Origin of the sequence: uncultured Serinicoccus sp. (assembly GCF_947500995.1) — a bacterium.
In the GTDB taxonomy this organism is placed as follows: Bacteria; Actinomycetota; Actinomycetes; order Actinomycetales; family Dermatophilaceae; genus Ornithinicoccus.
Map to the genome: position 1 here is coordinate 679593 of NZ_CANMUA010000001.1, position 23416 is coordinate 703008.

Genomic DNA, 23416 nt, shown 5'->3' on the forward strand with positions numbered 1-23416 from the left:
CCTGCTGAGCGACGTCTGCATCCCGGGCCTCAGCGCAGGAGCCCGTCCTTGACCAGCTCGCGCAGGGTCGGCAGGACGGCGCGCTCGACCTGGTGCGCGGGCTGCTCGGTGAGGACGGCCAGCCCGGAGCACAGCTGGCGGGCGGTGAGCTCGCCGTCGCAGGCGCCCACGAGGCCGGCGGCGAGGGTGTCGAGGCGCACCGTGCGGCGCAGCCCGCCGCCCTGCCGGACCTGGATCACCTGCGGGTCCGGGTCGCCGGGCCGGCCTATGCGGTCCTCGGTGACGTCGTCGGCGACCTGCCAGGGCGTGTCGAGCAGCTCGTCGTCCCCGTGCTCGGCCAGCCAGGTGCGGGCCTCCAGCCCGGCCAGGACCGCCGGGCCCAGGGGCGAGGCGACCGGTCCCCGGACGTCCATGAGGTCCAGCCACGGCTCGCGCCCGGTGCGCGGTCGACGCACCGTGACCACGCCGAAGCCGAGCCGCTCGACCCCGCGCTCGGCGAAGTCGTCCAGCCACGCGGCATACAGCTCCTCGAAGCCGGCGCTGCCCGGCTGGTGGCCGCCGTCGCCCGTCCAGGTCTCGGCGTAGTCCGCCACGTCCTGCTCCTCCCGCTGCACGACCCAGGCATCCAGGCCGGTGCCCGCGAACCAGGCGCCCACGTGCTCGGTCCAGTCCTCCCCGGCGCGCAGCTCCCAGTTGGCGAGCAGCTGGGCGGTCCCCCCGGGCCGCAGGTGCTCGCGCAGCCCCCGCACGAGACCTTCGACGAGGGCGTCGCCGGCCCGGCCCCCGTCGCGGTACTCGTAGAGCGGGACGCCGGTGCGCCGCGGGGTGATGACGAAGGGTGGGTTGCTGACGACGAGGTCGAACTGCTCCCCGGCCACCGGCTCCAGCAGGCTGCCCGCCCGCAGCTCGGCGTCCACCCCGTTGAGCGCGAGGGTGAACCGGGCGAACTCCAGCGCCCGCTCGGAGAGGTCGGTCGCGACGACGTGTGCCGCGTGCCCGGCCAGGTGGAGGACCTGGACGCCGCTGCCCGTGCCGATGTCCAGGGCGCGCTCCACCCGGGGCCGGGGCGCCCAGCTGGCGAGGGTCGTCGAGGCCCCACCGATCCCGAGGACGTGGTCGGTCGGCAACGGACCACCGCTCGCCATCTCCGAGCGGTCGGAGACGACCCACCACAACTCCCGCTCGGTGGCGTAGGGCCGCAGGTCGCAGGCCGCCACGAGCACGCCGTCGTCGTCGTCGCCGTTGCCGTCGCCGTCGGCGACCAGGCCCAGGCGCAGCAGGCCGGCGGACCCGAGCCGGGGCAGGGCGGCGTCGAGGAGCTCACGTCGGACCGCGCTGCCCAGCGCGAAGAGCCGGCACAGCACGGCGACGGGGTCGGAGGACCCTTCGGTGGCGCGCAGCGCCGGGAGCGGCTGCTCGCGGTGCAGCGCCGCCACCGCCACCGGCCCGAGCACCTGCGCCAGCGCGTCGACGGTGTAGCCCACCTCCCCCAGGTCGGCCCGCAGGTCGTCCAGGAGGCTCGGGTCGGCGACGGAGGGCGGCGGCAGGCTCAGCGCTCGACCGCTGTCGCCGGCACGTCGTCGCTCTCGCCGATGGCGATGTCGCGCCGCTTGGACACGACGACCGCGGCGACGATGACGGCCAGGGCCACCACGGCGATGCCGTAGCGGACGAGGTCGTTGGCGCCCTCGCCGTAGGTGAGGCCGATGATCGCCGGGGCGATGAGCAGCGCCACGAGGTTCATCACCTTGATGAGCGGGTTGATCGCCGGGCCGGCGGTGTCCTTGAACGGGTCGCCGACGGTGTCACCGATGATCGTCGCCTCGTGCGCCGAGCTGCCCTTGCCGCCGAAGTTGCCGTCCTCGACGATCTTCTTGGCGTTGTCCCACGCGCCACCGGAGTTGGCCAGGAAGACCGCCATGAGCACGCCGGTGCCGATCGCGCCGGCGAGGTAGCCCGCGAGCGAGCCCACGCCGAGGCCGAACCCGACGGCGATCGGGGCGAAGACGGCCAGCAGGCCGGGGGTGGCCAGCTCGCGCAGGGAGTCGCGCGTGCAGATGTCGACGACCCGGGCGTACTCCGGCTTCTCGGAGTAGTCCATGATCCCGGGCTTCTCGCGGAACTGCCGGCGCACCTCGAAGACGATGGCGCCGGCCGCGCGGGTCACCGCGTTGATCGCCAGGCCGGAGAAGAGGAAGACGACCGACCCACCGATGAGGATGCCGACGAGGGCGCGCGGGTCGAAGACGAGGAACGACTGCAGCACGTCCCCGCTCGCGTCTCCGGCCGTCTCCAGCGCCTGCAGGATCGCGTCGAGGTAGGAGCCGAACAGCGCCGTGGCGGCGAGGACGGCCGTGGCGATGGCGATGCCCTTGGTGATGGCCTTGGTGGTGTTGCCCACGGCGTCGAGCTCGGTGAGGATCTGGGCGGCCTCGCCGTCCACGTCCCCGGACATCTCGGCGATGCCCTGGGCGTTGTCGCTCACCGGGCCGAAGGTGTCCATCGCGACGATGACGCCGACCGTGGTGAGCAGCCCGCACCCGGCGAGGGCGACGTAGAAGAGCGACAGGATGAGCGACCCGCCGCCGAGGGTGAAGATGGCGAAGATCGCGGCGGCGATGGTCACCGCGGTGTAGACCGCGGACTCCAGGCCGACGCCGATGCCGGAGAGGATGACCGTGGCCGGCCCGGTGAGCGAGGTGCGCGCCACGTCGTTGGTGGGCTTGGTCTCGGTGCCGGTGAAGTAGCCGGTGAGCCAGAGGATGAAGGCGGCGAGCACGATGCCGATGACCACCGAGGCGGCGGCACCCATGGCGGCGTTGACCTGCTGGCCGCCGCCGTCGCCGGCCCCGAGGTCGAAGCCCCCGGTGACCGCGAGCTCGGTGGGGAGGACGACGAAGGCAGCGACGACCGAGGCGACCGCGGCGATGCCCGCGGAGATGTAGAAGCTGCGGTTGATCGCCGCCAGGCCGCTCTCCCCCGCGCGGGCCTTGGTGATGAAGACCCCCACGATCGCGGTGAGCACGCCGATGGCCGGGATGACGAGCGGGAAGACCAGACCACCGTCCGACCCGAGCGCCGCGGTGCCGAGGATGAGCGCCGCGACCAGGGTCACGGCATACGACTCGAAGAGGTCGGCCGCCATGCCCGCGCAGTCACCCACGTTGTCGCCGACGTTGTCCGCGATCGTCGCGGCGTTGCGGGGGTCGTCCTCGGGGATGCCGGCCTCGACCTTGCCGACGAGGTCGGCCCCGACGTCGGCGGCCTTGGTGAAGATGCCACCGCCCACCCGCATGAACATCGCGAGCAGCGCGGCCCCGAAGCCGAAGCCCTCGAGCACCTTGGCGGCATCCCCCTGGTAGACGAGCACGACGACCGCCGCGCCGAGCAGACCCAGCCCGACCGTGGCCATGCCGACGGTGCCGCCGGTGCGGAAGGCGATGCGCATGCCGTCGTCCCGTCCGGTGGTGCGCGCGGCCTCCGCGACCCGCATGTTGGCGGCGGTGGCGAGGTTCATCCCGAGCCAGCCGATGGCGGCCGAGAAGCCGGCGCCGAAGAGGAAGGCCACCGAGCGCCCGACCCGGACCATCATGTCGTCGGCGGGGAGCGCCAGGAGCAGCACGAAGGCGACCGCCGCGAAGACCGCGAGGGTCCGGAACTGCCGACCGAGGTAGGCCGAGGCACCCTCCTGGACCGCTCCGCCGATCTCCTGCATGGACTCGGTCCCGGGTGAGGCGGCCAGCACCTCCCGCCGGAACATGAAGCCCATGACGAGGGCGACGAGGGCGATGCACAGCACCACGATGACGATCGAGGTGTCGGCACCCGAGAGCGAGACCTCGCTCGCGGCAGCGACTGGGGACATGTGTGCCTCCTCAGAGGGCCCGCACCATTGCGGGCGACGACGCGGTAGAACCGCAGGACATCCATCGGACGTGGCTACTGTAGTGATCCCAGGTGCGCGCACCTAACACCCCGCGCCGTGCGGTGCACACACCCTGTCGGTGCACCGGCGTAGCGTGGTGGCGAGATGGACGACCCGACCCCGCCGACCTTCGACCCGCAGACCGCCCTCGACCGCCTCGCCTCCGGTGCGCGGTCCGGGCGGCTGCGGCACGTGCGGACGGTGCCCGCTCGCCAGGGCAGGAGCGCTCCCTGGCCGGCGTGGTGCGCCGCCCCGGTCAAGGCGGCGCTGCTGGGCCAGGGGATCCAGGCGCCGTGGGAGCACCAGGCGCGGGTGGCCGAGCTGGCGCGGTCGGGACAGCACGTCATCGTGTCGACCGGGACGGCCTCGGGCAAGTCGCTGGGCTACCTCGTGCCGGTGCTCACCGCGCTGAGCGAGGGCACCGGTGCCGTGACCGGCCGCGGGGCCACCGCCCTCTACCTCGCCCCCACCAAGGCGCTCGGCGCCGACCAGGAGGCCAGGCTGCAGGGCCTCGCCGTGCCGGGGGTGCGGGTGGCCCGCCTCGACGGGGACACACCGGTCGAGGAGCGCCGGTGGATCCGCGAGCACGCGCACTACGTCCTCACCAACCCCGACCTGCTCCACCACACCCTGCTGCCCGGCCACGAGCGGTGGGCACCCTTCCTGCGGTCGCTGCGCTACGTCGTCGTCGACGAGTGCCACATCTATCGCGGGGTCTTCGGGGCCCACGTCTCTGCCGTGCTGCGGCGCCTCCTGCGCATCGCGGCGAGGTATGGCGCCACCCCCACCGTGGTCCTGGCCTCGGCGACCGTGGCCGAGCCCGAACCGCTGGGGCGGGCCCTGCTGGGCCAGGACGTCGTGGCGGTGACCAGCGACGCCTCCCCCCGCCGGGAGACCGTGGTCGCCCTCTGGCAGCCGGACGAGCTCGAGGACGGGCGGCGGCGCAGCACCGTCGGTGAGGCCGCCGACCTGCTCACCGACCTCGTCGGGGCCGGGGTGCAGACCGTCGCCTTCGCCCGGTCGCGGGCCGGGGTCGAGCAGGTCGCCAGCCGGGCCCGGGACGGGTGCGCCGCACGGGCGGGGGCGGCGGGAGGCGTGGCGGCCTACCGCGGTGGCTACCTCCCGGAGGAGCGGCGAGCCCTGGAGTCGGCGCTGCGGGAGCGCACGCTGATGGGCCTGGCCGCCACCAGCGCCCTGGAGCTCGGCATCGACATCGCCGGGCTGGACGCCGTGGTCATGGCCGGCTGGCCGGGCACGCGCGCCTCGTTCTGGCAGCAGGTGGGGCGCGCCGGACGCAGCGGCTCGCCCTCCCTGGCCCTGCTGGTGGCGGCCGACGACCCGCTCGACGCCTACCTCCTCGACCACCCCGAGCTGATCTTCGAGGCGCCGGTCGAGTCCTGCGTCCTGGACCCGGAGAACCCCTACGTCCTCGGGCCGCACCTCGCCGCGGCCGCCGCCGAGCTCCCGCTCACCGAGCAGGACGAGCGGTGGTTCGGGACCGGGCTGCGCGCGCTGGCCGAGCAGCTCGTCGTGGGAGGTGTGCTGCGAGCCCGGCCGACGGGGTGGTACTGGGCACGCCCGGACCGACCGAGCGACCACGTCGCCCTGCGCGGTGCCGGTCAGACGGTGCAGATCGTCGACAGCCGCAGCGGACGTGTCCTCGGCACGGTCGACGAGGCCCGTGCCCTGACGACGGTGCACGAGGGCGCGGTCTACGTCCACCAGGGCGAGCCCCACGTCGTCACCGCGCTCGACCTCGACGCCGCGGTGGCGCTGGTGGTCCACGGCGACCCCGGCTGGACGACCCGCGCGCGCAGCGAGAGCAGCTTCAGCATCCGCGCCCGGCACACCGAGCAGCGGTGGGGTGCGGCGACCCTTGCCTCGGGACGGGTCGAGGTGACCACGCAGGTCACCGCCTTCCAGCGGGTGCTCCCCGACGGCAGCGTCATCGGCACCCATCCCCTCGACCTGCCCTCCCGGACGCTCGTCACCCAGGCCGTGTGGTGGACCCTGCCCGCGGACGAGCTCGCTCTCGCCGGGCTGGCCGAGCAGGACGTGCCGGGCGCGCTGCACGCGGCGGAGCACGCCTCGATCGGGATGCTCCCCCTGCTGGCCACCTGCGACCGTTGGGACATCGGTGGCGTGTCCACCGCGCTGCACCCGGACACCGGCCTGCCGACCGTCATGGTCTACGACGGCTACCCGGGAGGGGCGGGGTTCAGCCACCGGGCCTTCCGGGAGGCCGTCCGGTGGCTCTCCGCGACCCGGGACCTCGTGGAGAGCTGCCGGTGCACCGACGGCTGCCCGGCCTGCGTCCAGTCGCCCAAGTGCGGCAACGGCAACGAGCCGCTGGACAAGGCGGGCGCGGTCTCCGTGCTGGACCACCTGCTCAGCGAGCGCGAGGTCGTCCTCCCCACCGGGTGAGCTCCCCCGGTCGCGGGCCGGCCCCTGCCGCGGCCCGGCCTGGAGGGCGTCACCGGCTGATCTGCCCGGCTCGCCCCCACCGGCTGCGCTAGTGTCGGCCCCGACGGGACGCCCCGTCGTCGTGCTCCTGCTGGGGCCTTCCTCCTCGAAAGGATCCGCCGTGGTCGTCTTCGGAGTCGTCCTGCTGCTCGTCGCCCTGGCCGTCATCATCTACATGTGGTTGGCCACCCGGGGCATGGACCCGGTCCAGATCTCCTACGGCGTCCTCAACGTGGACATCACCCCGATCTGGCTGTTCGTCATCGGTGGCATCGCATTGGCCGCGGCCACCAGCGGCCTCTGGTTGCTCGCTGTCGGCACCCGATCCAAGGCACGCCGGGCCCGCGAGGTCCGCGAGCTGCGTCGCCAGGCCAAGGACTCCGACCGGCGCACCGAGCGCGAGCGGGACGCCGGCCGCCTCGGCAGCACCGAGGGACGGACGCAGGGCACCGACGGCTCGGGGGCCCGGGACGACCGGTCGACCCCCATCCTTCCCCGCCAGACGCCGGGCAGCAGCACCGGCCAGGGCACCACCGGGCGCCCCACCACCGGCCCCAGCGCCTGATCAGGCCCTGGCCGGGGGGCAACGGCCAGCCCGGCCCTCAGCGTGTGCGGTCGTGGCCCCTGGAGGGCCACCACCGCACACAGAAGGCCCGAACCTCGCGGGCAGAACCACCTCGCCACTACCACTGTGCGCGGTCGTAGCCCTGAAAGGCCACCACCGCACACAGCGAGCCTGCGGTCTCCGGCTCACCCCCACCGATCGATGGTGGCCCCGGCTCTGGCCCTCACACCGACGGCCCACCGGGTCCCTGCGACCGCACGCTCCACGTCGACGGTCACCTCCGGGAGGGGCGAGACTCCCTGGCGCGTGACCGTGCACCCGCGCAGCTCCACCCCGTGCTGCTCGCTCACCCGCGTCGCCAGGGCACAGGCGGTTGGGTCGTCGGCCCCCTGCACGAGCTGACCGGCGGCCGCCAGCGACGCCAGGTCGGCGGCCGTCCGCGCCTGCTGGCCGGCGACGAGGACGGCCACGAGCCCCAGGGCCAGCACCAGGACGGTGACCAGGCCACCGACGACCCCGATGACGAGGACCACGGCAGAGCCGCGGTCCTCCTCCCCCCGCCGCAGGACCGCCCACCTCACGGGCGCACCCCGGGTTCCCACACCGCGTGGGCGTTCGCCGTCGCCCCCGGCAGCCCCGGGAGCAGGCGCGCCCGGGGCCGGGCCTCGACGACCACGCGCACCCCGCCCGCGTCCTCCTCGACCTCGACGGTGGCGCCCTCCGGCGCCCGCTGCAGCGCGGCCTGCCGCACGGTGCCGGTCGTCTCCCCGCGGGACGCGGCGCGCGCTGCCACGCGCGCCGCGTCCTCGCACCGCACCTGATCCACCCCGAGGCTCAGCGCGGTCAGGCAGATCGCGAGCACCAGGAGGACCGAGGGGATGGTGAGGGCCAGCTCGGCGCTGACCATCCCCCGCTCACCGCCGTGACGCCCGCGACCCGTCACAACGACACCGAGAGCGCGGTCGTGATGACCGAGGTGACGACCCCCTGGACGGCCCCCGACTGCAGGATCGCCAGGAGCACGGCGGCGAAGGCGCAGGCGGCGATGGTGCCCACGGCATACTCCGCCGTCGTCATCCCGGCGTCCCGGCGCTCCCGCAGCTGCCGGACGGCGGCTGCGGGAGTGATGGTGTTCTTCTTCTTCATGGTTCCCCTCCTTGTGGGTGGGTGCGCCTCACGGCGAGACGCACGTCGGACGACCGGCCAGCCGGTCAGTTCACGGGCCTCACCAGGACAGGTCCCGGACGAGGGCGAGGACGAGCGGGACGACGGAGCTGAGCACGAAGCCGGGCAAGAAGGCCAGTCCCAGCGGGAGGACCAGCCGCACCCCCAGTCGAGCGGTCGCCACCTCCACCCCCGCGACCGCGTGGCGCCGCAGGTCGGTCGCGGCCTGGCGCAGCGCCGGCCCCGGCGCCACCCCCGCGAGCGCCGCGATCTCCATGCTCAGCCGGGCGGCCCGCCACCGCGGACCGGCTGCCGCCCAGCTCGGGCCCGGGTCCAGGCCCAGCAGCAGGTCCCGGCCCACCCCGTCCAGCTCCTCCCGCAGGGGTGGAGGCAGGACCAGGGCGACATGGCGCGCCGCCGACCCCAGCGAGCTGCCCCCCTGCAGCGCGAGAGCCAGGAGGTCCAGCGCCTCGGGCACCCCGGCCACCGTCGCGTCGGGGCCGGTGGTCCGGCTGCGGTGCGGACGAGGTGTCCACCCCGGTGTCGCGGCCGACCACCACAGCAGCGGGACCACCCCGGCGGCCGCGGCGAGCGCGGCCAGCGCCACGTCGACCCCGCTCACGGGGACCACCGGCACCAGCACAGGGACCCGCCGACGGACGCCGTCACCGTGCGCTCCGGAGCACGTCGGCGACCAGGCGGCGCACCAGCACCTGGCCGAGCAGCAGGAGGGTGGCCCCCGCGGCCAGGCAGGCCCACGCCGTGGGCGTCGCGTAGAGCACCGTGGGAGGCACCCCGAGCACCGCGGCCAGCGCGATGCCGGCCAGCGGCAGGCAGGTCAGCACGGTGGCGGTGGCCCGGGCACCGGCGCTGGCGGCCTCCACGGCGTTCTCCAGCCGGCGCCGCTCCCGAGCGGTGTGGGCGCTGACCCGCAGGGCCTCGGCGAGGGGTGCACCCGACCGCGAGGCGACCTGCCAGGACCGTGCCACCGCGCCGAGGGTGGGGGTCCCGGCCCGGCGGGCCACCCGGTCCCACGCCGGAGCCAAGGGCTCCCCTTCCCGGGCGGCACGGGCCACGACGGCCCACTCCGGCCCACCCTTGCGCGGGGCGGGCCGGGCGCGCTCCAGGGCGAGGCCGACGGCTCGGCTCACCGGGAGACCACCCTCGAGCGCGGCCGCGACGGTGTCCACCACCTCGAGCTCCTCGGCGGCGGCCTCGACACCGGCGCGATCGCGTCCGAGCGAGCGCAGGGCCAGACGGGGCAGCAGGGACCGGGGCCGGCGGAGCAGGGGTGGGGTCCGGTCTGCGCGAGAGGGCTCGGTAGCCCCAGGCCGCCCAGGCCGCCCGGGGAGCCGCGGGACACCGCCCACCAGCACGGCGGTCGCCGCCAGCACGGCGAGCACCACCAGCTGCACCCCGGGTGGCCACGGCAGGCCGGTCACGACAGCACCTGCGGCGGAAGACCGAGACGCCTGACCAGCTGCGGCCGGGCGGGCCCGGGACGCCATGCGCCGGGTCCCCCCTCGAGTGCGGTGACGCACTCCACCCCCTCGCCGTGCGCCCGCAGCACGGCCACCTCCCGGAGCCGGCGACGTCCCGCGGCGTCCCGGTCGAGGTGCAGGACGACCTCGATGGCGCTGACGAGCTGGGCCCGGACCGCGTCGCCCGACATGTCGGCGAGCGCACCGAGGGCGGTGAAGCGGGCCACGACGTCGCGAGCCGTGTTGGCGTGCACGGTGCCGCACCCACCCTCGTGCCCGGTGTTGAGCGCGGTCAGCAGCTCTCGCACCTCTGCTCCCCGGACCTCGCCCACCACGACCCGGTCGGGCCGCATGCGCAGCGACTGGCGGACCAGCGTCGTCATCGTCACCTCGCCGCGGCCCTCGATGTTGGCCGGCCGTCCCTGCAGGTGGACCACGTGGGGATGGGCGATCCGCAGCTCGCGGACATCCTCGACGACGACGATCCGCTGGCTCGGCGCGCAGCGGGACAGCAGGGCGCCCAGCAGGGTGGTCTTGCCCGTCCCGGTGCCGCCGCTGACCAGGAAGGACACCTGGGAGCTCACCACCGCCTCCAGGACCCGGGCAGCTGTGGCGTCCAGCGCACCCCACGAGGCCAGGTCCTCCAGGGTCGGCACCTCGGTCCGCGGCACCCGGAGGCTCAGGTGCGCGCCACCGCCCACCAAGGGCGGCAGCAGCGCGTGCAGGCGCAACCCACCGGGGAGCAGCCCGTCCACCCACGGGCTGGACTCGTCCAGCCGTTGCCCGGCGAGGGCGGCCAACCGGACGGCGAGCCGCCGGACGCTGCGCTCGTCCGCGAGGTGGGCCGCGGCCCGCTCGGGCCCCTGACCCCGGTCGACCCACACGCCAGCCTCACCGTTGACCAGCACGTCCGTGACGTGCGGGTCCCGCAGGAGCGGCCCGAGCGGCCCCAGGGCGGCCATGAGGTCCGGCTCCGGCGGACGCGTCGTCGTGGTCATGCCCCGACGGTCACCCGTGCGACGGGGTGGACGCCAGAGGAGGCCGCGGATCTGTGGACGGGGCATACCGGCCGCGGACGATGTGGACGGCGCGGGGAGGTGCGTCGACGGGGCTTGTCGAGCGTCTCGGGACGGGGGTCACCAGGGGGCCCAGCATGCGGAGGTGACGACGTCGACCGCGCGCGTGAAAGGTCCGGGAAAGGGGACGGCCCCGGCGGGGGGAGCCGGGGCCGTCGGTGCCCAGGATCAGGGGGGGATGATCCTGAACACCCGCGCTGCAACTCTTTCGAGGAGCGCTGTTCGTCAAGTATGCACGACCGACGAGGCCCGATGCAAGCTGCCGGAGGCCTGTCGGAGCGTCGTCGGTCCGCGGCCTGGGAGGCCCCGTGAGCGCCGGCCTGCGACCGCTCTGCCGCTCCACCCCTCACCGGGTCGGGGGTCGTCCCGGGGATGGCCGGGACACCTGCCCGAGACGGTCAGCCCAGACGCCCGGCGCGGACGGCGTCCGCGACCCGGCCGCCCTCGGCAGCTCCCCGCACCACCGCCTCCGCGCAGTGCTCCAGCCACAGCCGCACACCGTCCGGGTCACCGGAGGCGTAGGCGGCCAGCGCACCGCGGTAGTCCGTGCCGACGCGGTCGGCATGACCGTGCTCCGGAACCGCCACCCCCGTCGGGTCCACCCCCGACACCCGGAGCACGCTGCGCTCGAGCGCCCGTGCCACCAGACCGTTGCCGACGACGAAGGGGCGTGCCACGACGATCTCCGCGTGCGCGACAGCGACGACGAGCAGGGCGGGCAGGCGACCGCCGGGGACCTCCCGAAGGAGACCGTGCACCGCCTGCAGCCGGGCCGACGCCTCACCGGCGTCGGGCGCCGGCCCCAGCACGGCCACCCCCTCCGCCGCCTCGGCCGTCCTCCGCGGTCGCCCCACCTCCGCCTGGGGGACGAGGCCTGCGGCCGCGGCCGTGTGCAGACCGGCCAGCAGCTGGGCCGGTGCGCCCAGCTCGGCGAGGGTGACACGTTCCGTCCGGGCGGTGACCCGAGCGGCGGCGCGGACGGTCCGCCACAACGCGTCGCCGTGGTCGCCGTCGGTGAGCGCCCCGCGCATGAGGTCGCGCACGACGGCCAGGCTGCCGTCGGACCCGGCCGGTTCGGCCCCCTCCAGCAGCGCCGACGCCGTCGCCCCCCGGACCCGCGACTCGGCCGCCGCCTCGGGGGTTCGCCGTCGCAGTCCTTCGTGCCAGCGCAGCGTGGTGCAGGCGTCCCGGGCGCGGTCCATCCCCTCCTGGACACCGGGCAGCGCAGCCAGGGCCTCGAGGGCGTCGTGCGCGGAGCTCATCGGGTCACTCTAGGTCGCCCCCGATCGCCCCTCACCCCTTGGGGGGAGCCGTCCGACCTGCGGAAAGACACTACTGCGAAGTCTTTAACAAATCTTTGCCAAATGTGGTTCTGGGCACCCTCGGGCCACTGGCACACTGGACACATCGACCCAGGAGCCCCCTCCTCGGAGGGTGCGGCTCTGCCGGCTGTCACGGGACCGGTTTGTCGACACGGTGCCCGCTCGGCACTGAACAGGGGGTGCCGGGCGGGCATCGTGCTGTCCGGAACACGGACGGACCGACCGGGGACCCCCGTCGGTCCGCCGATCCTGCGCCTGCGTAGCTGCCGGGATACGATCGGCCGCATGTCAACTCCCGCCAAAGCCGACACCACCGCGCCGGCCGCACCCGCCGACAAGCGTTCCCTCGGTCAGCTCGTGTCCGACGTGTCCCTCGACGTCTCGCAGATCATGCGGGGCGAGATCGAGCTGGCCAAGGCCGAGATCAAGCAGGACGTCACGCACGCCGGCAAGGGTGCAGGCATGTTCGTCGGGGCCGCGCTGTTCGGTCTCTACGGCCTCGGCCTGCTCTTCCTGGGCCTCGCCGGCGTCCTCGCCCTCTGGTTGAGCTGGTGGGCCGGGCTGCTCATCGTGGCCGGCGTCCTCTTCGTCGTGGCGGGCGTCCTCGCCCTGATCGGCAAGGGGCAGGTCACCAAGGTCAACGGGAAGCCGGAGCGGGCCATCCGTGAGGGCAAGGAGACGGTGGACACCGTCAAGGCCGCGGCCAAGGGGCAGCAGCGCAGCACCGCCCTGGAAACCGCGTCGCGCTGATCCTCGGGCCGCGCCCACGCGGCGCGAGGCGGCCGGGCCGGGCCGTGCCCATGGCGCTGCCGCGGCTCACTCCCCGCCCGCCCTGGACAGGGCCGCAGAACTCCGGGCTCACCACGCCGGACTCGGGGGTCAACGCTCAGAGATCGAGCTCCCGGGTGGGGGCTCCCGCCCAGTCCGGGGCGATGCCGGCCAGGTCGAGGACACGGTCCAGCACCCCGGCGGTGAAGCCCCAGACCAGCAGGCCGTCCACGTCCCACGCCGGGCCGACGAAGCCGCTGGGGTGGTGCACCCGGAAGCGCCGACCCGGGTCGGTCAGGTCCCGCACCTGCGGCTGCAGCACCCGGGCCACCTCCCGGACGTCCCTGGCCCACAGCGAGGCCGGCTCCGGTCGACGCCACCACGCCAGCACCGGCGTGACGTCGTAGCCCGAGACCGGGATGTGCAGGGTCGGCAGCTCGCCCAGGACCTCCACCCCGGACGCCTCCAGACCCACCTCCTCCGCGGCCTCCCGCAGCGCGGTCGCGGCGGCGTCCGCGTCGCCGTCCTCCGTCCCGCCGCCCGGGAAGGCGGACTGGCCGGCATGCGAGCGCATCGTGTGGGCCCGCTCGGTGATGACCACGGTCGTCGCGTCGGGGTCGCCCGGGTCCTCGACGCCCGGTGCGAAGAGGACGAGCACCGCCGAGCGTCGACGGCCGCCGTCCGGCGGCGGCAGGAACCGGCTGAAGCGCTCGCCCGGCAGCCCCGGCAGGGCCGCCACCAGCCCGGTCAGCCAGTCCGGTGGGGGCCACCCCTGGGACGGCGCAGCGCTCACGCGCGGGGACCCGTGCGCACCAGGCGGGCGGCCGTCGCCGGATCGGTCTCGCCCTCGCCGTAGGAGGGGCAGAGGCGGGCCACCGGGCAGGCGCCGCAGGCCGGCCTGCGGGCGTGGCAGACGCGCCGCCCGTGGAAGATCAGGACGTGCGAGAGCTGGGTCCAGTCCCGCCGGGGGAAGAGCGCGCCGACGGCGTGCTCGACCGCCACCGGGTCGGTCTCGTCGGTCCACCCGAAGCGGCGTGCCAACCGGCCGAGGTGGGTGTCGACGGTGATGCCGGGCACGTCGAAGGCGTTGCCGAGGACGACGTTGGCGGTCTTGCGGCCCACGCCCGGCAGGGTGACGAGGTCGGAGAGCCGTCCGGGCACCTCACCCCCGAACCGCTCGACGAGCGCGGCCCCCAGCTTCAGCAGCGACTCGGTCTTGGCCCGGAAGAACCCGGTGGGCTGGATGATGGTCTCGACCTCGGTGCGGTCGGCTGCGGCCAGGGCTCGGGCGTCGGGGTAGCGCGCGAAGAGCGTCGGCGTCACCCCGTTGACCCGGACGTCGGTGGTCTGCGCGGAGAGCACCGTGGCCACGAGGAGCTGGTAGGCGTCGGCGAAATCCAGCTCGCAGCGGGCGTCCGGGTAGTGCTCGTGCAGCAGGCGGGACATCCGGCGCGCGCGACGGGTCAGCGCGAGGGACGTCTCCCCCGTCGGGGTCTGCGGGTCCGCTCCGGGGGGATGGCTGTCGACGCTCACCCCCACACCCTAGAGGTGCGGGCCGACACACCCCGGCCGCATTCCGCCGCTGGTCATGGCACCATGAGGCGGTGGACCGGCACGTCGTCATGAAAGCACCGTTGTTCGCCGCGCTCGACGGCGCGACGGCCGACCAGCTCATGGACTCGATGAGCCCGCACCAGATGGCACGGGGGGACGTGGTCTTCCAGGAGGGGGACCCGGGGGACTCGTTGCACGTCATCACCAAGGGCAAGGTGAAGCTCGCGCGTGCCTCGGCCGACGGGCGCGAGAGCCTGCTCGCGGTGCTCGGCCCGGGCGAGATGTTCGGCGAGCTGAGCCTCTTCGACCCCGGCCCGCGGCTGACGACCGCCTACGTCGTCTCGGACACCGAGTTCATCTCCCTCGGCAACGACGCCCTGCGCGCCTTCCTGGGCCACCACCCGGAGGTCGCCATGCAGATGCTCGCCGGTCTGGCGCACCGGTTGCGCAAGACCAACGAGGGCCTGTCCGACCTGGTCTTCACCGACGTGCCCGGCCGCGTCGCCAAGGCGCTGCTGGACCTGTCCGACCGCTTCGGCCGCCGCTCGGAGGCGGGGATCGTCGTCTCGCACGACCTCACCCAGGAGGAGCTGGCCCAGCTCGTGGGCGCCAGCCGGGAGACGGTCAACAAGGCGCTCGCCGACTTCGCGCAGCGGGGCTGGGTCACCCTGGGGGCCAAGGCCGTCACGCTCATGGACCTCGACCGGCTGCGACGTCGCGCCCGCTGAGCGTCGAGGCCCTCACCCGCCGCACAGCCCGCGCCCCCGGCGCGGACCTCAGTCACCGAGCTCGCCCAGGTAGGCCAGCTGCGCGAGCACGGAGAGCCGGGCCGCGGGCCACACCGCCCGGGGCGTGTCGGCATACACCTGCTCCACGACCCGGTCCGCCAGGTCCCTCCCACCCGGCTCGTGGGCGGCCGGCCCCAGCCGCGCGACGGCGTCCCTGACCTGGGCCAGGCGCTCGTGCCGGTGCCGCCAGTAGTGCTCCACGACGCCCGCGGCGTCCGGCACGACCGGCCCGTGCCCCGGGGCGATGCTGCTGGCCGCCCCGCTGCCGGTCAGCCCGCGCAGGCGGTCCAGCGAGTCCAGGTATGACGTGAGGTCGCCGTCGGGGTAGGCGACCACCGTGGTGCCCCGGCCCAGCACGGTGTCGCCGGTGAGCAGCACCTGCTCGGCCGGCAGCAGGAAGGACAGCGAGTCCGCGGTGTGGCCCGGGGTGGGCACGACCAGGACCTCGAGCCCGCCGACGTCCAGGCGCTCCCCCTCCCGCAGGTCGTCGTGCCCGCGGCCGAACCTCCGCACGGGTGCCCCCGTGAGCCGCGCCCACCGGTCGGCGGACTCGGCGTGGTCGGCGTGCCCGTGCGTCAGGAGGGTCAACGCCACCCGGGCGTCCCGCGCGGCGACGTGGTCGAGCACCGCCGCGAGGTGGGCCTCGTCCAGCGGCCCGGGGTCGACCACGACCGCCTGGCTGCCGCCGGGTTCGAGCAGCACCCAGGTGTTGGTGCCCTCCAGCGTCATGGGCGAGGGGTTCGGGCACAGCACCGCGTGGGCACGCTCCCCCCAGGCGCCCCCCTGCCAGGACGGGTCGGCGGCCCCGGTCGACCTCATCGCGCCGCCCCGTGCCGCGGCACCCGTATCCACAGGCGTCCGTCCCGCTCGACCGGGACCGGAGTGACGGCCGGCACGTGCGGCCGTTGCCCCAGCCATGCGTCGAGGTCCCGGACGTCGGCGAGGTCCTCGACCATCACCTGGGTGGGGGGCAGCAGCAGGTCGCGGCCCTCCCGCTGGCCCTGCAGGATCTCGTCCGGGGTGCGCCACCCGGCCTCGGCGGCCTCGCTGCTCTCGTCGTCGGCCACCTGGCCCTGCGGCATGCGCGCGGCGAAGAACCGGGTGTCGTAGCGCCGCGGCTCGCACTCGGGCGTGACCCAGTGGCCGCGCAGGCTCAGCAGGTCCGTCCGGAGCACCAGCCCGTGCCGCTGCAGCACCTGCGCGAAGCTCGACGTGCGGTCCAACAGCCCGGCGCGCTCCTGACGCCATACCTCGTCGCGCAGGTCGTCGACGACCGTGTCGGTCGACCGGCCGGCCAGGAGCACGCCGCACTCCTCGAAGACCTCCCGTGCCGCCGCGGTGACCAGCTGCCGCGCCGCGTCCTCGCGTGTTCCCAGCCGCCGGGCCCAGGAGCGGGCGTCCGGCCCAGCCCACGGCACCCCGACCTCGGCGTCCCGCGGGTCGACACCACCGCCGGGGAAGGCGACCATCCCGCCGGCGAAGGCCATGGCGGCCACGCGTCGGAGCACGAAGACCTCGTGGCGGGGGTCGTCCCGCAGCAGCATCACCGTGGCCGATGCGCGGGGCGGGGCCGTCGACCGCTCCGCCGGCGGCCGTCGCAGCCAGGAGCGGGCGTGCTCGGCGACCACCTCGGGGACGGCGAAGTCGCGGTATGCGCCCGCGCCGGGGTCGGCGGTGCCCTGCCCCTCCACGTCAGTCCCGGACGGCGACGGTGATCTCGACCTCGACCGGGACGTCGAGCGGCAGCACGGCGACGCCGACGGCGGAACGCGCGTGCACCCCGGCCTCGCCGAAGGCGTGGCCGAGCAGCTCGGACGCCCCGTCGACCACGCCCGGCTGCCCCGTGAAGGAGGGGTCGCTGGCGACGAAGCCGACGACCTTGACCACCCGGACGACCCGGTCGAGGTCGCCGATGACGGAGCGGACCGCGGCGATGGCGTTGAGGGCGCACACCCCGGCGAGGCGGGTGGCGTCCTCGGGGCTGACCAGACCCGGCCCCTCGCCGACCTTGCCGGTGCGCTCGAGCCGTCCGTCGACGAACGGCACCTGACCGGAGCTGAAGACGAGGTCCCCGTGCCTGACCGCCGGGACGTAGGCGGCGACGGGCGCGGCGACCTCGGGGACCCGGTGGCCGAGCTCGGCCAGCCGGCCCTCCACGACACCTGCGGCGGAGTCAGCCACGACCGGGCCTCAGGCGTTCTTGGGGCGCTTGAGGTAGGCCACGAGGTTGGTGCCGTCACCCGGTCCGGGCACCACCTGCACCAGCTCCCAGCCGTCCTCGCCCCACTGGTCGAGGATCTGCTTGGTCGCGTGGATCATGAGGGGGACGGTCGCGTACTCCCACTGCTGCACAGTCATGGTGCCGACCCTACCGGCCACGCCGACCGCCACGCCCGACCGCCCGTGGGTGGCTCGGCGTGGGTCAAGGACCTCTCAGAAACCTCACGTACCGTGTCTGGTATGCGCTCTGCTCTCACTGTCGCACGGGTGACCTCCCTGCTCGGGGTCTTTCTGGCCGTCTCGATCCTCATGGGGATCATCGGTGCCGGCCTGCTGGCCCCGGTGGTGGGCGCCACCGGGCTCGCCGCCCGGGAGAGCGTGAGCATGTTCGAGGAGCTGCCGGGGGACCTGGAGCAGAACCCGCTGGCCCAGCAGTCGCGCATCCTCGCCGCGGACGGCACGATCCTGGCGACCCCGGCCACGCAGAACCGCATCATCGTCGAGAGCGACGAGATCAGCCAGAACATGAAGGACGCGCAGGTCGCCATCGAGGACGCGCGGTTCTTCCAGCACGGCGGGGCCGACGTCGAGGCGCTGGCGAGGGCCGTCGTGCAGAACTCCACCACGGAGACCACCCAGGGCGGGTCGACCCTGACGCAGCAGTACATCAAGCTCGCCCTGCAGGACCAGGCGCTCAAGGAGGGCGACGCCGAGGCGTACGCCCAGACCCAGGCCAGGTCGGGCATGGAGGGGTACGTCCGCAAGCTGCGCGAGCTGAAGTACGCCATCACCCTCGAGGAGCGGCTCTCCAAGGACGAGATCCTCGTGGGCTACCTCAACCTCGCCTTCTACGGCGACCGGGTCTACGGCGTCGAGGCCGCGGCACGGCACTACTTCAACGTCAACGCCAAGGACCTCACAGTCGCCCAGTCCGCGCTGCTGGCGGGGGTCGTGCGCTCGCCCAGCAACACCAACCCGGTGGTCAACCCCGAGCTGGCGCAGGCGCGGCGCGACGTCGTGCTCGGCAACATGTTCGACCAGGGCATGATCACCGAGGAGGAGCTGGAGGAGGCCAAGGCTCAGGTCGTCGGCACCGGCGAGGGCGAGATGCTCGAGATCCGCGACAGCCAGCGCTCCTGCCTGCGCTCGGCCAACCCCTACTTCTGCGACTACGTCGAGGCCTGGCTGCTGGAGCAGCCGGCCCTGGGCAAGACCCGGGACGAGCGGCTAGAGAACCTCACCACCAACGGGCTGACCGTGCAGACCACCCTCGACCTCGAGCTCTCCGCCGAGATCAAGGACATCCTGCGCGACGCCACCCCCGAGGGCAACGAGTACTTCCTCGGCTCCGCCGCCAGCGTCGTGGAGCCCGGCACCGGCAAGATCCTGGCCTTCAACCAGTCCTCGCAGTACGACCTCGAGGGGACCAGCGACAAGGTCCGCGAGACCTCGGTCAACTGGAACGTCGACAACGCCTACGGCGGCCCGGGAGGTATGGCGATCGGCTCGATCGCGAAGGCCTACACCCTGGTCGAGGCGATGGAGAAGGGCGTCCCGGTCGAGGCGGACATCCGGGTGCGCGAGCCCGAGGACAGCACCTTCGGCAACGTCTGGCTCGAGGACCCGGAGAACCGGCCCACGTCATACCCCCCGTCGGACGAGGTCTTCCCGGCCGGCATCTTCTTCCGGGACGACTTCGAGCAGGGCTGCACGATCGGTGAGGACCACTGGGCGGTCCGCAACGCCAACGACGAGAACCACGTCGACGAGATCACCCTGCGCAAGGCCGCGGCCCTGTCGGTCAACACCGCCTTCGCCACCCTGGCCTCCCAGGTCGGGACGTGCGACATCGCCGAGACGATGACCGAGATGGGTCTGCACGCGGCCAACGGCCAGGACTACGGGCTGGACCCGGGCAACGCCGAGACCACGCTCGCGCCGTCCCTGGTGCTCGGCGCCGACACCGCCAGCCCGCTCACGGTGGCCTCCTCCTACGCCACCTTCGCCTCGGGCGGCATCTACTGCCCGCCGGTGCCGGTCACGAAGGTGCTCGACGCCGACGGCGAGGAGCTGCCGCTGGAGCTGCCGGAGTGCGAGCGGGTCATCGAGGAGGACGTCGCGCTGGGGGCCGTGGAGCTGCTCGAGGGCGTCCTGAGCATCGAGGGCTCGGGCTGGCAGGCGATCCTGGACGACGACCGCCCGGCCGGCGGCAAGACGGGCACCAACAACGACTCGACGGCGACGTGGTTCGCCGGCTTCACCCCGCAGCTGTCGACCGCGGTCTTCGTCGGCAACGTGCCGGCCGGGGCCCGTTACGACGGGGACCTCGTCGACATCACCATCGGTGGCGAGTACATCGAGGGTCCGCTCTTCGGCTCCTCCCTCGCGGCACCGACGTGGAAGCGGATCATGGAGACCGCCTCGCAGGGCATGGACGTGCAGGAGTGGGACGAGCCGTCCAACGAGATCCTCAACGGCAAGCGCGTGACGATCCCCCGCGTGGTCGGCCTGGAGGTCGGCGAGGCGCAGGAGCGCCTGGAGGACGCCGGCCTCACCGGCGCCGTCGTGCGGGTGGGGTCCGACCGCCCGGAGGGCACGGTCGTCTACACCACGCCCGGCGTCGGGTCCTCGGTGCAGACGTCCGACCCGGTCACCCTGCACGTCTCCAGCGGGTTCCAGCAGGCCGCGGCGCCGCCGCCGGCACCTGCCCGGGCGGCCCCGCGGCAGAGCCAGCCGCAGCCGCCCCCGCAGCCGCAGCCGCAGCCGACCGAGGACGCCGAGCCCGAGCCGACGCAGGAGCCCGAGCCCGAGCCGGAACCCGAGCCGACGCAGGCCCCTGAGCCGGCCCCCGCCCCGACGCCCGACCCGTCCGAGGAGCCCCCGGGCACGGACCCGCCCGGTGACGACGAGGACGACGACTGACGACCGGCCCCGCACCGGACGTGCGGGAGGACCGCACCGGACGTGCGGTGCGACCGCACCGGACGCACGGTCGGCACGCAGAGCTCCCCGCTCTCCCGGCTCGACGAAACCGCTCCGGCCGCGTGCAGCCGGGGTGAGACACTGGCGGCATGACCGAGCAGACCGGCCTCAAGGCCACCCTCCAGCAGGACCTCACCGCTGCCATGCGCGCGCAGGACAAGGTGCGGGCAGGCACGCTGCGGATGACCCTGTCCGCCGTGACGACCGAGGAGGTCGCCGGCAAGCAGGCGCGCGAGCTGTCCGACGACGAGGTGCTGCGGGTCATCATCAAGGAGGCCAAGAAGCGCCGTGAGGCGGCGGAGGCCTACACCGGTGCCGCGCGGCCCGAGCTGGCGGCGCAGGAGGAGGCCGAGCTCGAGGTGCTCGAGGCCTACCTGCCTGCCCAGCTCAGCGACGAGGAGCTGGCCGAGCTCGCGCGGGAGGCCGTGGCCGAGACCGGCGCCACGGACATGCGCGGCATGGGCCAGGTCATGAAGGTGCTGCAGCCCCGTGTCGCCGGACGCGCCGAGGGCGGCCGGGTCGCCGCCGCGGTGAAGCAGGCGCTGGGCGCCTGAGCAGCCGACGTCCGACGTCCATGTCGTCCTCGACGGTACGCCGCCCGCTCGCCGCTGCGCTCGCCTCCGGCCCGGTGGTCGGGGCGGGTCTGGCGGCCTACGCCACCTGGGTGGAGCCGCGGTGGTTCGCGCTCCGTGAGGTGACCGTGCCCTGCCTGCCGACCGGCACGCCGGCGCTGCGCGTGCTGCACCTGTCCGACCTGCACCTCGTGCCGCGCCAGCACCGCAAGCGCGAGTGGGTGCGTGGCCTGGCGGCCCTGGAGCCCGACCTCGTCGTCCACACCGGCGACCACCTGGCCGCGATGGACGCGGTGCCGGCGGCGCTGGACACCTACGGCGCGCTCCTCGACCGCCCGGGCGTCTTCGTCCTGGGGTCGAACGACTACTACCCGCCCACGGCGAAGAACCCGCTGCGCTACTTCAACGACAGCCACCGCAAGGGCGCCGACCTCACGCCGCGACGACTGCCGACCCAGGACCTCGTCGACGGGCTGACCCGGCGCGGCTGGGTCGACCTCACGCACCGCCGACAGCGCGTGGACGTCGCGGGCGTCCGCCTCGAGCTGGTCGGCACCGACGACGCCCACCTCGGGCTGGACGACTACGCCCGCGTGTCCGCCCCCGCCGACCCGCTCGCGGACCTGACGGTCGGGGTCACCCACGCGCCGTACCAGCGGGTGCTCGACCCGATGGTGGACGACGGGGCGCGCCTGCTCATCGCCGGTCACACCCACGGCGGTCAGCTGCGGGTCCCCGGGTACGGCGCCCTCGTCACCAACTGCGACCTCGACACCGCCCGGGCGCGTGGCCTGTCGCGGTGGTGGCCCGGAGCCGGGGCCTCCCCCGCCCCGCGGTGGGCCCGCGCGACGTCGCCGGCCGACCTCCCCCCGGACGCCGCCTGGCTGCACGTCTCCGCGGGCCTCGGAGGCAACCCCTACACGCCGTTCCGGTTCTGCTGCCGTCCCGAGGCGACACTGCTGACGCTCTCGCCCGACGGCCCGGCTCAGCCGTAGGGGTCGCCGCACCCGCCGCCTTCCTGCCAACCGGTCGCTCCCGACGTCGCACGACCCTCCTCGTCACCGGGCCGGCTGTTGCCGAGCAGCACCCGAGTGAGCTCCTCCTGGCTCGCCAGCAACCCGTCGAGGGCGCGGTGCAGATGCCTGTCTCCCGGTTCCTCACCCGCCATGGCCGCCACGAGCACGGCCCGACGCACCAGCTCCTTGACGAACGAGGCCGTCATGCCTGCGGTCCGGCGCGCGGCGTCGGACAGCGCCTCCTCGCCGAACGCCAGATCGGCCTGGTAGAGCTCCAGCAACCGGCGCCGCCCCGCCTCGTCGGGCAGCGGGATCTCCACGGCGAGGTCGACGCGGCCGGGCCGCTGCACCAGGGCCCGCTCGAGGGCCTGGGCGCGGTTGGTGGTCAGCAAAAAGGTCACGTCGGCGTCGCTGTCGAGGCCGTCCATCGCGTCGAGGACCTCGAAGAGCAGCGGACGCCCACCAGGTCCCATGCTTCGGTCCTCGGCGACCAGGTCGCAGTCCTCCAGGACCACGACGGCGGGCTGGAGGGCCCTGGCCAAGGAGGCGGCCAGCGAGATGTAGCCCAGGGACTCACCGGCGAGCAGCACCACCGTGTGGCCCGGGCTGCGGGAGACGAGGTGGCGGACCGTGTGGGTCTTGCCGGTGCCCGGCGGACCGTAGAGCAGGAGGCCGCGCTTGAGGTGCTGGCCGTGCCGTCGGAGGGTGTCGGCGTGCTCGGCGATGCCGGTCACGTGCGCGGCGATCCGGTCCAGCGAGCCGGGCGGCAGGACCACTTGGTCCTCGGTGACGTCGGGACGGGGGAGGAAGGTCACCCCCTGCGACTCCGGGCCGTAGCCCGAGGACTCGAAGGCGATGACCTGTCCCCGGAGCACGCTGCGCTCCAAGGCCACCGCGCGCAACTCGTCGAGAAGGGCTGCCCGGGTGTCCTCGTCGGCGCAGAGGAGCTCCAGGGACCCTTTGTCACGGCCGTACTGAGGGGCGCCCTTGCGTTGCATCACCGCGACGGGATACCCGGCATACCGGAAGAGGCGCAGGCCGAGCCCGATCGCCCGCCGGTGCTCGTGGGGACCCACAGCGACGGAGACGTAGTCCACCTGGCCGACGGGCGCCCGGCCGTGGCCACCGCCCACGAGGTCCCCCAGGGACACGTGGTGGCGCATGTCACCACCGCCCACCCCGACCTGCGAGGCCTCGGGGTCCCGACCGGCGACCTCGGCCAGCGCGACGTCCCAGTCGGCGTAGCGGTGGTTCGTCACCTCCTCCGTCACGACGGCCACGTCGGCGACCGGCGTGCCGAGGTATGCCGTGAGGCGGTCCGCGAGCGGCTCACCTCCGTGCGTGCCCATCGCACGGTGCGCCATCTCCACCGCCTCGGCGAAGCTGTTGAGGAATCCCCTGACCTCGTCGTCCATGCCACCAACCTACGGGCCGCCCGGACAGTCCGGCGGATTTAGTCGCGGCGGTGGGCGTGGGCTATCCTTGCGGACGCTGCGTACGGCCCGGGAGGTCGGCGCAGG

Annotated in this window: 23 protein-coding genes; 7 read left to right on the forward strand and 16 right to left on the reverse strand. The window is 74.3% G+C overall.

The window, feature by feature from the left end:
• Nucleotides 1-29: 29 nt before the first annotated feature.
• Nucleotides 30-1484: a methyltransferase gene (locus tag Q0967_RS03015; RefSeq protein WP_299448978.1), complete on the reverse strand. Its 1455-nt coding sequence runs from the start codon at nt 1482-1484 to the stop codon at nt 30-32.
• A gap of 65 nt (nt 1485-1549) precedes the next feature.
• On the reverse strand, nt 1550-3865 hold the full coding sequence (locus tag Q0967_RS03020) for a sodium-translocating pyrophosphatase (protein WP_298749070.1): 2316 nt from the start codon (nt 3863-3865) through the stop codon (nt 1550-1552).
• A 165-nt stretch (nt 3866-4030) separates the two neighbouring features.
• Between Q0967_RS03020 and Q0967_RS03025 the strand changes: the two genes are divergently transcribed.
• Both Q0967_RS03025 and Q0967_RS03030 read left to right on the forward strand, forming a co-directional pair.
• Nucleotides 4031-6349: a DEAD/DEAH box helicase gene (locus Q0967_RS03025; RefSeq protein WP_298749071.1), complete on the forward strand. Its 2319-nt coding sequence runs from the start codon at nt 4031-4033 to the stop codon at nt 6347-6349.
• Between the two features lie 160 nt (nt 6350-6509).
• Nucleotides 6510-6953, forward strand: a complete 444-nt coding sequence (locus Q0967_RS03030) for a hypothetical protein (RefSeq protein WP_298749072.1) — start codon at nt 6510-6512, stop codon at nt 6951-6953.
• Nucleotides 6954-7138: 185 nt separating this feature from the next.
• Here the strand turns inward: Q0967_RS03030 and Q0967_RS03035 are convergent, their stop codons facing one another.
• The 7 genes from Q0967_RS03035 to Q0967_RS03065 form a co-directional block, all read right to left on the reverse strand.
• The gene (locus Q0967_RS03035; RefSeq protein ID WP_298749074.1) at nt 7139-7534 is read right to left on the reverse strand and encodes an Rv3654c family TadE-like protein; all 396 of its coding nucleotides are present in this window, start codon (nt 7532-7534) and stop codon (nt 7139-7141) included.
• Nucleotides 7531-7860, reverse strand: a complete 330-nt coding sequence (locus Q0967_RS03040) for a TadE family type IV pilus minor pilin (RefSeq protein ID WP_298749075.1) — start codon at nt 7858-7860, stop codon at nt 7531-7533. Before Q0967_RS03040 ends, Q0967_RS03035 begins: the two co-directional genes overlap by 4 nt.
• Before the next feature lie 32 nt (nt 7861-7892).
• Entirely contained in the window at nt 7893-8099 is a 207-nt protein-coding gene (locus tag Q0967_RS03045; RefSeq protein WP_298749076.1) for a DUF4244 domain-containing protein, read from the reverse strand.
• A 79-nt stretch (nt 8100-8178) separates the two neighbouring features.
• Complete coding sequence (locus Q0967_RS03050; protein ID WP_299448982.1) at nt 8179-8739, reverse strand: type II secretion system F family protein; 561 nt, start codon at nt 8737-8739, stop codon at nt 8179-8181.
• Nucleotides 8740-8782: 43 nt separating this feature from the next.
• Nucleotides 8783-9559 carry a type II secretion system F family protein gene (locus tag Q0967_RS03055; RefSeq protein WP_298749078.1) on the reverse strand — a complete coding sequence of 259 codons (777 nt, stop codon included), beginning with the start codon at nt 9557-9559 and terminating at the stop codon, nt 8783-8785.
• On the reverse strand, nt 9556-10596 hold the full coding sequence (locus Q0967_RS03060) for a TadA family conjugal transfer-associated ATPase (protein WP_298749079.1): 1041 nt from the start codon (nt 10594-10596) through the stop codon (nt 9556-9558). The genes Q0967_RS03055 and Q0967_RS03060 overlap by 4 nt, the downstream gene beginning before the upstream one ends.
• A 476-nt stretch (nt 10597-11072) precedes the next feature.
• Nucleotides 11073-11936: a hypothetical protein gene (locus Q0967_RS03065; protein WP_298749080.1), complete on the reverse strand. Its 864-nt coding sequence runs from the start codon at nt 11934-11936 to the stop codon at nt 11073-11075.
• Between the two features lie 345 nt (nt 11937-12281).
• Between Q0967_RS03065 and Q0967_RS03070 the strand changes: the two genes are divergently transcribed.
• Nucleotides 12282-12746, forward strand: a complete 465-nt coding sequence (locus tag Q0967_RS03070; RefSeq protein WP_298749081.1) for a phage holin family protein — start codon at nt 12282-12284, stop codon at nt 12744-12746.
• Nucleotides 12747-12882: 136 nt separating this feature from the next.
• Here the strand turns inward: Q0967_RS03070 and Q0967_RS03075 are convergent, their stop codons facing one another.
• Together Q0967_RS03075 and nth are read right to left on the reverse strand one after the other, a co-directional pair.
• Nucleotides 12883-13557 carry a CoA pyrophosphatase gene (locus tag Q0967_RS03075; protein ID WP_298749082.1) on the reverse strand — a complete coding sequence of 225 codons (675 nt, stop codon included), beginning with the start codon at nt 13555-13557 and terminating at the stop codon, nt 12883-12885.
• A complete protein-coding gene (gene nth / locus Q0967_RS03080; RefSeq protein ID WP_298749113.1) occupies nt 13554-14210 on the reverse strand; it encodes an endonuclease III in 657 nt (218 codons plus the stop codon). The genes Q0967_RS03075 and nth overlap by 4 nt, the downstream gene beginning before the upstream one ends.
• 158 nt (nt 14211-14368) lie before the next feature.
• Here nth and Q0967_RS03085 point away from each other — a divergent pair, with 158 nt between their 5' ends.
• A complete protein-coding gene (locus Q0967_RS03085) occupies nt 14369-15046 on the forward strand; it encodes a Crp/Fnr family transcriptional regulator (protein WP_298749083.1) in 678 nt (225 codons plus the stop codon).
• Nucleotides 15047-15094: 48 nt separating this feature from the next.
• Here Q0967_RS03085 and Q0967_RS03090 read toward each other — a convergent pair whose 3' ends face one another.
• From Q0967_RS03090 to Q0967_RS03105, 4 genes are read right to left on the reverse strand one after another with little or no spacing between them, the layout of a single operon-like run.
• Nucleotides 15095-15925, reverse strand: a complete 831-nt coding sequence (locus tag Q0967_RS03090) for an MBL fold metallo-hydrolase (RefSeq protein ID WP_298749084.1) — start codon at nt 15923-15925, stop codon at nt 15095-15097.
• The gene (locus Q0967_RS03095; RefSeq protein ID WP_298749085.1) at nt 15922-16797 is read right to left on the reverse strand and encodes an NUDIX domain-containing protein; all 876 of its coding nucleotides are present in this window, start codon (nt 16795-16797) and stop codon (nt 15922-15924) included. Before Q0967_RS03095 ends, Q0967_RS03090 begins: the two co-directional genes overlap by 4 nt.
• Nucleotide 16798: 1 nt before the next feature.
• Entirely contained in the window at nt 16799-17287 is a 489-nt protein-coding gene (locus Q0967_RS03100; protein ID WP_298749086.1) for a RidA family protein, read from the reverse strand.
• A gap of 9 nt (nt 17288-17296) precedes the next feature.
• Complete coding sequence (locus Q0967_RS03105; protein ID WP_083518953.1) at nt 17297-17464, reverse strand: DUF4177 domain-containing protein; 168 nt, start codon at nt 17462-17464, stop codon at nt 17297-17299.
• A 102-nt stretch (nt 17465-17566) separates the two neighbouring features.
• Here Q0967_RS03105 and Q0967_RS03110 point away from each other — a divergent pair, with 102 nt between their 5' ends.
• The 3 genes from Q0967_RS03110 (at nt 17567) to Q0967_RS03120 (ending at nt 21875) form a co-directional block, all read left to right on the forward strand.
• The gene (locus tag Q0967_RS03110) at nt 17567-20248 is read left to right on the forward strand and encodes a transglycosylase domain-containing protein (protein WP_298749087.1); all 2682 of its coding nucleotides are present in this window, start codon (nt 17567-17569) and stop codon (nt 20246-20248) included.
• A gap of 149 nt (nt 20249-20397) precedes the next feature.
• Nucleotides 20398-20862 (forward strand): GatB/YqeY domain-containing protein, encoded by a 465-nt coding sequence (locus Q0967_RS03115; protein ID WP_298749088.1) that lies wholly within the window; start codon nt 20398-20400, stop codon nt 20860-20862.
• Nucleotides 20863-20882: 20 nt separating this feature from the next.
• Nucleotides 20883-21875, forward strand: coding sequence for a metallophosphoesterase (locus Q0967_RS03120; protein WP_298749090.1), 993 nt, complete (start codon nt 20883-20885; stop codon nt 21873-21875).
• Here Q0967_RS03120 and Q0967_RS03125 read toward each other — a convergent pair.
• Nucleotides 21866-23311 carry an ATP-binding protein gene (locus Q0967_RS03125; protein ID WP_298749091.1) on the reverse strand — a complete coding sequence of 482 codons (1446 nt, stop codon included), beginning with the start codon at nt 23309-23311 and terminating at the stop codon, nt 21866-21868. The two genes, Q0967_RS03120 and Q0967_RS03125, sit on opposite strands and share 10 nt — an antisense overlap.
• Nucleotides 23312-23416 lie beyond the last annotated feature (105 nt).